At 75.0% G+C, this 11,235-nt stretch carries 10 protein-coding genes; 5 read left to right on the top strand and 5 right to left on the bottom strand.

The genetic code is table 11. The features are described from left to right. Positions 1 to 49: 49 nt before the first annotated feature. Entirely contained in the window at positions 50 to 1,471 is a 1,422-nt protein-coding gene (locus GA0070214_RS23060; protein WP_091267893.1) for an alkaline phosphatase PhoX, read from the bottom strand. Positions 1,472 to 1,662: 191 nt separating this feature from the next. Here GA0070214_RS23060 and GA0070214_RS23055 point away from each other — a divergent pair, with 191 nt between their 5' ends. Together GA0070214_RS23055 and GA0070214_RS23050 are read left to right on the top strand one after the other, a co-directional pair. Further along, positions 1,663 to 4,179, top strand: coding sequence for an FtsK/SpoIIIE domain-containing protein (locus tag GA0070214_RS23055; RefSeq protein WP_091267891.1), 2,517 nt, complete (start codon positions 1,663 to 1,665; stop codon positions 4,177 to 4,179). Then, positions 4,176 to 5,048, top strand: coding sequence for a hypothetical protein (locus tag GA0070214_RS23050; protein ID WP_091267888.1), 873 nt, complete (start codon positions 4,176 to 4,178; stop codon positions 5,046 to 5,048). The genes GA0070214_RS23055 and GA0070214_RS23050 overlap by 4 nt, the downstream gene beginning before the upstream one ends. Here the strand turns inward: GA0070214_RS23050 and GA0070214_RS31570 are convergent, their stop codons facing one another. Then, a complete protein-coding gene (locus GA0070214_RS31570) occupies positions 5,049 to 5,327 on the bottom strand; it encodes a hypothetical protein (RefSeq protein WP_139141898.1) in 279 nt (92 codons plus the stop codon). 234 nt (positions 5,328 to 5,561) lie between these two features. Between GA0070214_RS31570 and GA0070214_RS23045 the strand changes: the two genes are divergently transcribed. Further along, complete coding sequence (locus tag GA0070214_RS23045) at positions 5,562 to 5,807, top strand: winged helix-turn-helix domain-containing protein (RefSeq protein ID WP_091267885.1); 246 nt, start codon at positions 5,562 to 5,564, stop codon at positions 5,805 to 5,807. Positions 5,808 to 5,838: 31 nt separating this feature from the next. Beyond that, a complete protein-coding gene (locus GA0070214_RS23040) occupies positions 5,839 to 6,102 on the top strand; it encodes a DUF6244 family protein (protein WP_091267883.1) in 264 nt (87 codons plus the stop codon). A gap of 12 nt (positions 6,103 to 6,114) precedes the next feature. On the opposite strand, the gene GA0070214_RS23035 is transcribed toward GA0070214_RS23040, so the two are convergent. Further along, complete coding sequence (locus GA0070214_RS23035; RefSeq protein ID WP_139141897.1) at positions 6,115 to 7,464, bottom strand: pentapeptide repeat-containing protein; 1,350 nt, start codon at positions 7,462 to 7,464, stop codon at positions 6,115 to 6,117. A gap of 201 nt (positions 7,465 to 7,665) precedes the next feature. On the opposite strand from GA0070214_RS23035, the gene GA0070214_RS23030 reads away from it, so the two are divergent. Further along, positions 7,666 to 8,499, top strand: a complete 834-nt coding sequence (locus GA0070214_RS23030; RefSeq protein WP_091267876.1) for an esterase/lipase family protein — start codon at positions 7,666 to 7,668, stop codon at positions 8,497 to 8,499. A 50-nt stretch (positions 8,500 to 8,549) separates the two neighbouring features. On the opposite strand, the gene GA0070214_RS23025 is transcribed toward GA0070214_RS23030, so the two are convergent. Both GA0070214_RS23025 and GA0070214_RS23020 read right to left on the bottom strand, forming a co-directional pair. Further along, a complete protein-coding gene (locus GA0070214_RS23025) occupies positions 8,550 to 10,133 on the bottom strand; it encodes a GMC family oxidoreductase (RefSeq protein ID WP_091267873.1) in 1,584 nt (527 codons plus the stop codon). Between the two features lie 76 nt (positions 10,134 to 10,209). Continuing rightward, positions 10,210 to 11,076 (bottom strand): aldo/keto reductase, encoded by an 867-nt coding sequence (locus GA0070214_RS23020; protein WP_091267870.1) that lies wholly within the window; start codon positions 11,074 to 11,076, stop codon positions 10,210 to 10,212. Between the last annotated feature and the right edge of the window lie 159 nt (positions 11,077 to 11,235).

The raw sequence follows: 11,235 nt of genomic DNA, 5'->3' as shown, positions 1-11,235 counted from the left end.
GGCGTGACGGCCGGCGGCCCCCGTGGCGCCGCCGGCCGTCACCGTCGGGTCAGGACGCGTCGACGTCCGCGTTGCTCGGCCGGCCCCAGGGGCCGGTGATCGCGAAGACGTAGCCCGGCGACTGGATGTTGGCGAACAGGATCTTCCCGTCCGCGCTGAACGTCGGACCGGTGAACTCGCTGTCGTTGAGCTCGTTGCGGGCCAGCGGGTACGCCTTGCCCTGCTCGGTCACGCCGACCAGGTGTGACACGCCCTCGCCGTCCTCGGCCAGGATCACCCCGCCGTACGGGGAGACGGTGATGTTGTCCGGCCCGTCGAAGTTGCCGTTGTCGGCGTCCGGGTCGGTGTTCACCCCGAAGATGGTCTTCAGTGTCACGGTCTCGGTGCGCGGGTCGTAGAACCACACCTGGCCGTCGTGCTCGTTGACGCTGCCGTCGTCGTGCCGGGCGAAGCTGGCCACGAAGTACGCGCCACCGTCGGCCCACCAGGCGCCCTCCAGCTTCCGGCTGCGGGTCACCTCGTCGTCGGTGAACTGCTTGCGCACGGAGACCGTCTTGGCGTCCCGGTCCGGCACGTCCACCCACTGCACCTTGTAGCGGGTGCCCGGCGTGGTGGCCTCGGACAGGTCGGCCACGTGCTGGCTGCCCCGGAAGCAGCTCATCGCCTGGAGGCTGCCGGCGGTGTCACCGTCCGGCCGCTGCGCGAGCGCGCGCAGCGCGCCCTTGCCGGCCCGGAAACCGGCCGGCGGGGTCCAGCGGAAGTAGAGGCCGTTCGGGCCGCCCGCGTCCTCGGTGAGGTAGATGGCGTGGGTGTACGGGTCCACGGCCACGGCCTCGTGCGAGTAGCGGCCGAGGAACTTCAGCGCCACCGGGTTCTGGTTGGCGGCCCGGTCGTGCGGGTCCACCTCGAACACGTACCCGTGATCCTTCAGGTACTGCCCGCCGGCTTTCTGCTCGGTCTCCTCGCAGGTCAGCCAGGTGCCCCACGGGGTGATGCCCCCGGCGCAGTTGTTGTGCGTGCCGGCCACGCTGACGTACTCGCGCAGCCGCCGGCCCCGCCCGTCCACCTCGATGGTGGTGGTGCCACCACGGGCGCCCGGGTCGTAGGTCAGGCCGGCCAGCGCCGGCACCGGGAACGGTTCGCCACCGCCGATCTCGTGGTTGTTCACCAGCACCGACCCGTTGGGCGAGCGGAAGCAGCCGGTGCCGTCCGCGTCGCTCGGGGTGGCCTGGCCGGACTCCAGCAGGGTCACGCCGGCCTGGGCCACGATGGTGTAGGAGAAGCCCGGGGGCAGGGCCAGCAGGCCGGCCGGGTCCGGCACGAGGTCGCCGTAGCCGACCGCCGTGCGGGTCGCGGCCCGGGCCACGGCCGGGCCGGCGATGGCGTCCAGGCTGCCGGCCACCACGATGCCGAGACCGGCGGCCGCGCCGCCGTGCAGCACGGCCCGCCGGGAGATGGGGGAGGAGGTCACGTCGTCGCCTTCCTGTTCAGAGCGTTGCTCAGGGCACAGGCAAATGCGGCCGGGGGAACGGCGTCCGGCGGAAACGACCACCGGCGGGTGAACAGTGGGCCAACGTCGGGTGCGTGCCGCGTACTGTGCCCGGCCGCCGCGCGTCCGTTAGGGTTCCCTTCGATCGGTACGGCGGCGTCGGAGGGCGGACGGTGGGCAGGCTCGCGACGGCGTACCGGCAGGCGGTCGCCCTGCACCGGCAGGCCCTGCGCCGCTGGGAGGTCGCCCGGCGGGCACTGGCCGCCGCCGGCCCGGCACCCGTGGGCAGCCCCGAGCTGGTCGCCCGGCTGGCCCGGCTCGGCGGTGAGCTGGCCACCCCCGTGCCCGGCACCGCCCGCGCCGCCACCCACCCCGTTCCGGTACGCCTCGGCGAGGCGACCACCGTGGACGGCGGCTTCCCGGTGCTCGTGCCACTGGGTGCGGGCGCCCACCTCGCGATCGACACCGACGCCCGGGACCCCCGGGTCGGCGAGCTGCTGCGGGCCGTGGTGGTGCGGCTGCTCGCCGCCGCGCCGGCCGGCACGGTCCGGGTGGCCGGCATCGACCCGGCCGCGTTCGGCGCCGCCTTCCTGCCGCTGCGCCCCCTGCTCGACGCCGGCGTGCTCGGCCCGGCCGCCACCACCGTCGCGGAGACGACCGCCCTGCTCGACGCCGCGGAACGGCACGCCCGGACCGCCCTGGCGGCCGCACCCGAGGACCGGGAACTGCTGCTGGTCGTCGCCGCGTCCGCCCCGCCGCCGCGCGAGCTGGCCCGGCTCGCCGCGCTCACCCACGCCGGGCCGGCCGCGGCGGTCTGCGTGCTGCTGGCCGGCCACCGGCCGGCCGGACCGGGGGAGGCCCCGCCGCTGGGCGCCACCACGCAGCTCCGGCTCAACGAGCGGTACGCCCTGGTCGGCGACCCGCCCGGCCGCCCGTTCAGCGCCGACGGCAGCGGCCTGGCCGCCCCGGTGCTGCTCGACGGCGACCCCTCCCACGCCGCCGTGACCGGGTTGGCCCGGCGGCTCGGCGAGGCCGTCCGGCGGGCCACCACGGTCACCTTCGCCGACCTGCTGCCGGCCCGGCGCTGGGCCGAGTCGTCCGCCACCGGGCTGCGTACCGTGCTCGGCCGGGCCCGGGAACAGGTCACGGTGTCCTTCGACGACGCCACCCCGCACTGGCTGGTCGGTGGTCGCACCGGCGCCGGCAAGACGGTCTTCCTGCTCGACGTGCTCTACGGGCTGGCCGCCCGCTACTCGCCGGCCGAACTCCAGCTCTTCCTCCTCGACTTCAAGGAGGGGGTCAGCTTCACCGAGTTCGTGCCCACCGAGCGGGACCCGTCCTGGCTGCCGCACGCCCGCGCGGTCGGCATCGAGTCCGACCGCGAGTACGGCGTGGCCGCGCTCCGCGAGCTGCGCGCCGAGCTGACCCGCCGGGCCGACCTGCTCAAGCGGCACGGCGTCAGCAAGCTGGCCGACCTGCCGCCGAACGCCCGGCCGCCCCGGATCGTCACCGTGGTCGACGAGTTCCACGTGCTGTTCGCCGGCAACGACCCGCTGGCCCGGCAGGCCGTCGACCTCATCGAGGAGCTGGCCCGCAAGGGCCGCTCGTACGGCCTGCACCTGGTGCTGGCCAGCCAGAGCACCACCGGCATCGAGGCCCTTTACGGCCGGGCCGAGGCGATCTTCGGCCAGTTCCCGCTCCGGGTCGCGCTGCCCGGTGGCGGCGGCGTCCTCGACCCGCTCAACGACGCCGCGAAGACGCTGACCCTCGGCACCGCCGTGGTCAACACCGCCGGGGGCACGGCCGGCGCGGACACCGAGGTCCACTTCCCCGACGCGCACGCCGCCGCGGCCGAGCTCGCCGCCCTGCGCCACGAGCTGTTCGCCGCCCGGCCCGCCGGTGCCCGCCCACCCGCGGTCTTCCGCGGCTACGAGACCCCCCGCCTCGCCGACGATCCCGCCTGGGCCGCCCTGGCCCCCGGCGACGAGCCGCCGCTCGCCCTCGTCGGCCGCACCGTCGACGTGGCCGGCAGCCCCGCCGGGTTCCGCCTCGACGCCAGCCCCGGCCGGCACCTGGCCGTGATCGGCACCGCCACGAGCGGGGTCGACGTGCTCCGGTCGGCCGCCCTCAGCCTGGCCCGGCAGCACGCCCCCGGCACGGCCCGCTTCCTGTTCGCGCCGCTGGCGCCCGGGACCACGGAGACCGCCGACGACCTGGCCATGACCCTCGCCGCCGCCGGCCACCCGGTCCGCCGCCTCGACGCCGGGGCCCTGCGCACCCACCTCGCCGACCTGGCCGCCGGGTCCGCTCCGGGCACCGGCCGGACCTACCTGGTGGTGTTCGGGATGGACGCCGCGGCCGGGGCGCTCGCCGCGACCGACCCGGAGACGTTCCGGTCCGGGCACGACGACCTGCGGGCGGTGCTGCGCCAGGGCCCCGCGCACGGGGTGCACCTGCTCGGCTGGTGGCGCGGGCTGCGCCGGCTCGCCGAGGATCTCGGCGGCAGCCAGAACCGCGACGACGTGGCCTGCCTCGTGGCGCTCAACGTGCCCGCCGCCGACCTCGGGCTGCACCTGGGCGTGCACGACCTCGGCTACGCCCCGCGCGACGGCCGGGCCCTGCTGGTCGACCGGCACGAGCACCGCACCGCCCTGGCCGTGCCCTTCGCCGCCGACGGGGACGAGTCGTGAGCGGCTTCGACGAGTACGCGGCCCTGCTGCGGGAGCTCTCCACCCGGCAGCGGGGCGGCGAGCGGGCGGTCGCCGCCGAGGCGGAACGCCGCCGCACCCTCCAGTCCACCGTGGACCAGCTCGGCCGGCGCCTCGCCGCCCAGGGGCAGCGTCTCGACCAGCTCGGCCAGGCCATCAACCTGCCCATGCGCTCCGTACCGGCCGAGAGCCCGGACGCGCCGGCGGTCCCGGTGGGCGCTCCGTCGGAGGTGGAACCGGCGCAGCCTTCCACGGCACCCGCCGCACATGCGACGGGATCGGCGGCCCCTGTCTCGGGACCGGTCACGCCCGTGCCGGGCGGGGCGCAGGCGCCCGGATCCGGGGGCGGGGTGACCGGCGGCGCAGCCGCCGCGCCGGGCCGGCCGGGGGTCGGGGCGTATCCCGAAGGGACCGTGCCGGGTCCGCGGGTGGGTGACCCGGCGGCCGAGCTGGCCGCGGCCGGGCGGCTGGCCGACGAGGCCGACCGGCACGGGGAACTGGCCGAGCTGCTGGCGCGGCGGCCCGTGCTGCTGCCCACGTGGTCGGCGCCGACCCGGGCGGTGGCCGTCTACGCGGCCTGCGCGCTGGCCGGCTCGCTGCTCATGCTGGTGGCGCTGATCGGCTCGCCGCTGCCGGCGACCGGGCTGGACCTGGTGGCCGCCGTGTCGTGCGCCGGCGTCCCGCTGCTGTCCTTCCTGACCGGGCACCTGGTGCTCGGGCGCTGGGGCCGCCCGGTGCTCGGCGGCGAGGCGCCGCCGGGGCGGTACGTGCCGCTCGGGTTCGTGATCTGCGCGCTGGTGGCGCCGTCGCTGTTCTGCCTCTATCTGGTCGTGTTCCGGCTGCTGACCTGATCAGGAGGCGGGTCGCACGCGCGCGTGGCGGACCAGTTGGGCGAAGCGCACCTCCGTGCACGGGTACTCCTCGCCGCAGCCGCACAGCCACCGGGTCACCTTCCGGGGCGGATGGGCGAAGAGGACGTCGTCGGCGTCCTCCAGATCCTGCCGCGACACGAAGGTCCGCCGGCCGTCGCGGCCCGCCCGGCCGGTCGGTGGAACGCTATGGGTGTCATCCGGATCCCGTGACACCCATGGTGTTCCACCGAGCGTCGACGGATCTTCGGCGTCGTCCATGTTGGTCTCCTTGCCGGGGCGGGGGAGAGGTCGGGCGCGACGGGTGACCGCCGGGAGGCCACGGGCACGCCCGGCCGTCCAGGGGGACCGGCCGGCCGGGCGCTCTGCGCGGTGGGAACGACCAACTCGGGTTTGCAGACCTGGGAGCCGGTCAGGGGGAGCGTATATAACAGGTCATGCATGCGCAAGCACCCTCCGCACATTGCTTGCTATAACAAGCTGGAGCGTGATCGAATGGCGGTGCAGACCTGGGAGACACCAATGCCCGCCAAAGCCAAATGGGCGCAGATCGCCGACGGCATCCGCGCGCAGATCGAGTCCGGCGACCTCGCGCCGGGCGACAAGTTGCCGTCCACGTCAGAACTCTGCCGCCAGCACGACGTCTCTGCCATTGTCGTGCGGCAGGCTATCAACGCCCTCAAGATCGAGGGTTTGGTGGAAGGTGTGGGCGGCGTAGGCGTCTTCGTGGCGGAGCGCTGACTGCCGGTCGATCCGACATCGGGGAGGGCGCGTGAGCGCAGCGGACATCATCGCGAGGCTGGCGGCGGCGGCCCAGAAGCTGGACGAGGCAAAGGCCCGGACGGCCGCCGCCGCGCAGGACGCCGCCGAGGCCCGGGCACTGGTGGCCGGCGCGCTGGAGGGCGTGGCGGCGGGACCGCTGCTCAACATGATCGACGCCTACCGGCAGGCGCTCACCCAGGCCGCGCAGGGCGGTGAGCCGGCCCGGCAGCACGTCCAGGAGACGATCGCCAAGGTCCAGGCGCTGGGGAGCTGAGGATGGTGGTGATCAGGGGTCGGTGAGGACGAGCCACTCGTCGTCGCGCCGGCCCACGGTCGTGTCGGGTGGCCAGACGTGGGTCATCGACGTCGACGCGCGGGCCTGGTCGACCAGCGGCCGGCGGGCGAACACCGCGCCCTCGAAGCGGGCCCGCCCGTGGAACACGGCGCGGCCGAAGTTGGCGGCCCCCTCGAAGCGGGCCCCCTCGAACCAGGCCTCCGCGCCGAACTCGGTCCAGCGGAACAGCGCCAGGTCGGCGAACCGTGCCCGGCGGAAGCCCGCGTACGTCGCGAAGGTGGCGTGCTCCATGGACAGCCCGCCCAGGAACACGGCCTCCCGGAAGCTGGCGTTGTCGGCGAACGCGGCCCGGTCGAAGCTGCTCGGCTGCCGCAGCGTGGCGCCGCGGAAGGAGACCTCGCCGAAGGTCGTCCCGCGGCAGGACAGCCCGCCGCCGAGGTCGGCCCGGTCGAAGCTCGCCCGGCCCGTGAACCGGGCGTCGTCCAGCACGAGTTCGGCGTCGCCCGTGAGGTCGTCGAACACGACGTCCGCGAACTCGGCGGTCAACCGCAGCCGTCCATGCACGACGGCCCCCGCGAAGCTGGTGGTGCCGGTGCAGACCGCGCCCGTGAGGTCCAGGTCGACCAGGGTGCAGCCGGCCGCGTCGAAGCCGTCCAGCCGGGCGCCGGTCAGGTCCAGCGCGATGCCGGGCCACCAGCCGTCCTGGTCCGCGTGCAGGTGCCGGGTGAGCATCCGCTGCGCGGTGCGGCGCACCTCGGTCTCGCGCGGGTCGCCGGGCGCCGGCATCCGGAGGTACGCGCAGAGCACCGCCACGATCGTCGGCCGCTGCCCCGGGTTGTCCTGACCGAGCCGTTCCAGGGCGTGCAGGCCGCCGAGGCGTACCGCGGGATTGTCGCTGCCGACCAGCTCGATGGCCCGGACGTACAGCTCGGTGAGCCGCCGCTCGGCGGCGTCGTGCTCGGCGGCGGTGGCCTGCCGTTCCTGGTGCCGCTGACCGGCCTCGGCGACCGCCTCGGCGTGCGCCTGCACCCGGTCGCGGTGCGCCTGGTCGCGGGCGGCGACGGCCTCCTGGTGGCGTTGCCCGCGCTCGCTGATCCACTGCCGGCGGGCGGCGAACAGCAGTGCCAGCCCGCCGCCGGTGCCGGCGACCACGGTGAGGCCGGTGCGGATGGCGTCGACGCGCAGCGTGGCCCGGGTGTCGGGCTGGGCGGCCCGGTCGGCCTCGGCGAGCAGCCAGTCCAGCACCAGCCAGCCGAGCAGGACGGCGATCAGCAGCCCGAGCAGCGCCGACCACCAGGGCATCACCCGGAGCGGCTTCTCCGGCGGTGGTGGGGCGGACACGGCGCCCAGCATGCCATCCCTCGACCACCGTGGCTGTTGTCCGATACGCCGATTTGTGCTCTCAGTGGAACAACGGGTTACCCGCGCGTAACTTTCCATTGACGTGTGTGAAATCGGACACGCATCATCGTTTCCACGATCGATCGGATCCCCCCACCCGTCCTCCCGGTACACCGGGGCCTCCCACCGGAGGTGCAGCCCATGCTGCTCCGAACGATCCTGGCCGCCACCACCGCCGTCACCGCCCTGCTCGTCCCGGCCACCGCCGCCCTCGCCGAGCCCACCACCGAAACGGCCACCACCACCACCGCGACCACCACCACCGCCGGCAACGGCGAGGCCGCCCAGGCCGACGCCGTCGGTTTCGCCGCCGCGGGCGCCAACCCGGTCGTCGTGGTCGGCGGCCTCATCGGGATCTCCATCGCCTACGAGCCGATCGCCGCCCGCCTGCGGGCCGACGGCTACCGGGTCTCCATCTACCAGTTGCCGAACCTCGGGTTCGGCGACATCCGCGAGTCCGCCCGCGCCCTCTCGTCCTACGTGGACCAGGTCCGCGCCACCACCGGGGCGGCCAAGGTGGACCTGGTCACCCACTCCGAGGGCGGCCTGGTCTCCCGCTGGTACGTCAAGTTCCTCGGCGGCGCCGCCAAGGTCGGCCACTACGTCAGCCTGGGCAGCCCGCAGCAGGGCACCTACGTCGCCAACATCATCAGCTTCCTGGGACTGGGCAGCTGCGCGGGCATCGTCGCCTGCCAGCAGATGTCCATCGGCTCCAGCTTCCTGGCCGACCTGAACGGCGGGGACGACACCCCGGGCGCGGTCCGCTGGACCACCGTCCGAACCTGGCAGGACGAGTTGGTCCGCCCGGTCGACAACGCCGCGCTCGCCGACGGCGCCACCAACGTCCTGGTGCAGGCGTGGTGCCCGCTGCGGATCGTCGGCCACCTGGGCCTGGTCCTCGACGGCACCACGTACAGCGTCGTGCGGCAGGTGCTCGCCGACGCCGCGATCCGCCCCAACTGCTTCGCGGTCTGAGCTCGGTCCAGGCTCGACGGTCGCCGCGCCGGCGGCCGTCGAGCCCTCGGTCATTCCGTGGTCCGGCCGAGGATGAGGTCGGCGGCCCGCCAGGCCAGCGCGGTCACGGGCGCGCTGGTCCAGCCCGACACCAGCGCCGGGAACACGGACGCGTCGACCACCCGCAGCCCGGCCACCCCGCGCACCCGGAGCTGGGGATCGACGACGTGCTCGTCGTCGGCGCCCATGGCGCACGTGCCGATGGCGTGGTAGCCGCAGTAGCCGTGCACCCGCCCGGCCTCGACGATCTCCTCGTCGGTCTGGACCGCCGGCCCGGGCAGGGTCTCCGCCGCGATCCGCTTGGCGATCGGCCCGGTGGCGAACAGTTCCCGCGTGCGGCGGACCGCGTCCACGGCGACCCGGCGGTCGTGCGCGGTGGCGAAGTAGTTCGCCACGATCGCGGGCGGCGTGCGGGGGTCGGGGCCGGTGACGGCGAGGCTGCCCTCGCTGTCGGGCCGGGTCACCGTGGCCAGGCACAGCAGGCCCGGCTCCCGCTCCAGTTCCAGCGCGCGGCCGGGGCGCCGGGGCGCCGCCGAGAAGGGCGCCATCAGCAGGTGGACGTCCGGGCGGTCCAGCTCCGGACGGGACTTCAGGTGGGCCGCGACGTCCATCACCGGCAGGGCGAGCGGGCCGCCCCGGGTGGTCAGGTAGCGCAGGGCGGCACGGGCCTGCCCGAGCCGGCTGCCCAGCCGGGCGTTGTAGCCGCCGGGCTCCGCGAGCCGGTACTGCACGGGGATCGGCCGGTGCTCCCGCAGGCCCGCCCCCACCCGGGGCCGGTCGAGCAGCACCGGGACGCCGGCGGAGCGGAGCGTGTCGGCGGGCCCGATGCCGGAGACCTGCAGGAGTTGCGGGGTGGCCAGGGCGCCCGCCGCGAGGATCACCTCGGCGGCCGCCCGGTGGTCGGCCTCCCGCCCCCGGTGCGCGACCCGTACGCCGACCGCCCGCCCGTCCTCCACGAGCACCCGCAGCGCGACGCTGCCGACCGCGACGGTCAGGTTGGGCCGCTTCCGCACCGGATGCAGGAAGGCGTCGGCGGCGGTGACCCGGCGCCCGGCGTGGATGGTGGCCGTGGCGTAGCCGATCCGCTCGCCGTCGCCGTCGCCGGCGTCGAGGTCGTCGACGCGGCGCCAGCCCAACTCCGCCCCGGTCGCCAGCATCTCCTCGCAGAGCGGGTCGGTGCCGGTGGCGACGGACAGCCGCACCGCGCCGCCGCCGCCGCGCGACGGGTGGTCCTCCAGCCGTTCGAAGATCGGCCGCAGGGTGGACCAGCCCCAGCCGAGGGGCGCCAGCGCGTCCCAGTCCGCCGCCGCGCCGCGGCTCCAGATCATGCCGTTGATCGCCGTCGAGCCGCCGACCAGCCGGCCCCGCTGCCAGGTCTCGCTCCGGCCCGGTGCCACGGTCGCCGGATAGTGCCAGGCGGTGCGCGGGTCGTCCATGAGGCGGGCGAACGCCTTGGGTACGCGTACGAAGGGGCTGCGGTCCCAGCCACCCGCCTCGATCAGGAGGACCCGGGTGCCCGGGTCCTCGGTGAGCCGGTTGGCCAGCACACACCCGGCCGCACCGGCACCGACGATGACATAGTCGAAACCGTCCACTCCGGACCCCCACTCGTCCCGGGCGTGAGAATCCCTCTGACGGTAGCGGCTCGGTCACGCTACGGAAAGGGCCGGCTCAGGTCGCCTTGGCGAGCGACTCGAACTCGTCGTCGGTGAGCCGCACCTCGGCCGCGGCGACGTTCTCCTCCAGGTGCGCCACGGAGGACGTACCCGGGATGGGAAGCATGACCGGCGACCGGCGCAACAGCCAGGCGAGGGCGAGCTGCGCGGGCGTCGCGCCGTGGTCGGTGGAGATCGCGTCCAGCGGGCCGCCCGGCCGGGCCAGGTTGCCGGTGGCGATCGGGAACCAGGGGATGAAGGCCAGGTCGTTGCGCTCGCAGTGCTCCAGCACGTCCTCCGCGCTGCGGTCGGCCAGGTTGTAGAGGTTCTGCACCGAGACGATCGGGGTGATCCGCTGGGCCGCCTCGATCTGCTCGACCGTCACCTCGGAGAGCCCGATGTGCCGCACCTTCCCCTCCTGCTGGAGCAGCGCCAGCTCGCCGAGCTGGTCCTCCAGCGGCACCTTCGCGTCGATCCGGTGCAGCTGGTAGAGCGGGATGCAGTCCAGACCCAGGTGGCGCAGGCTCAGCTCGCACTGCTGGCGCAGGTACTCGGGGCGGCCCACCGGCCGCCAGTCGCCCGGGCCGGAGCGGGTCAGCCCGGCCTTGGTCGCGATGACCAGATCCTCGGCGTACGGGTGCAGCGCCTCCCGGATCAGCAGCTCGCTCACGAAGGGGCCGTAGGAGTCGGCGGTGTCGATGAAGGTCACGCCCAGCTCGTACGCCCGGCGCAGCACCCGGACCGCCTCGGCGGGGTCCTTCGGATCGCCCCACACGCCGGGGCCGGTGAGCTGCATGGCCCCGTAGCCGAGCCGGTCGACCTGGAGGTCACCGCCGATCCGGTAGGTGCCCGAGGCCTTCGCGGGCCCGGTGCTGGTCGCCATGGCGGTCCTCCTGAACGTCGTCGTCGGGGCGGCGGTCACCGCCCCGACCGGAAGTCTTTCCCGCGAATCGCCGCCGTCAACGTCCCGGGGCGGGTGTTCCCGCCAGTTTGCCGTGAGCGACCCCGGGGCGGCGACCGCCGTGCGACGCTGGGCGGGACG

The organism is Micromonospora chaiyaphumensis (assembly GCF_900091435.1).
GTDB classification, from domain to species: Bacteria; Actinomycetota; Actinomycetes; order Mycobacteriales; family Micromonosporaceae; genus Micromonospora; species Micromonospora chaiyaphumensis.
This window is presented reverse-complemented; position numbering and strand designations above follow the sequence as displayed.

Excerpts from the sequence above, each read along its gene's own strand:
- GA0070214_RS31570 (WP_139141898.1), bottom strand. The coding sequence starts at position 5,327 with ATGGACGACGCCGAAGATCCGTCGACGCTCGGTGGAACACCATGGGTG.
- GA0070214_RS23045 (WP_091267885.1), top strand. The coding sequence starts at position 5,562 with ATGGCGGTGCAGACCTGGGAGACACCAATGCCCGCCAAAGCCAAATGG.
- GA0070214_RS23030 (WP_091267876.1), top strand. The coding sequence starts at position 7,666 with ATGCTGCTCCGAACGATCCTGGCCGCCACCACCGCCGTCACCGCCCTG.
- GA0070214_RS23020 (WP_091267870.1), bottom strand. The coding sequence starts at position 11,076 with ATGGCGACCAGCACCGGGCCCGCGAAGGCCTCGGGCACCTACCGGATC.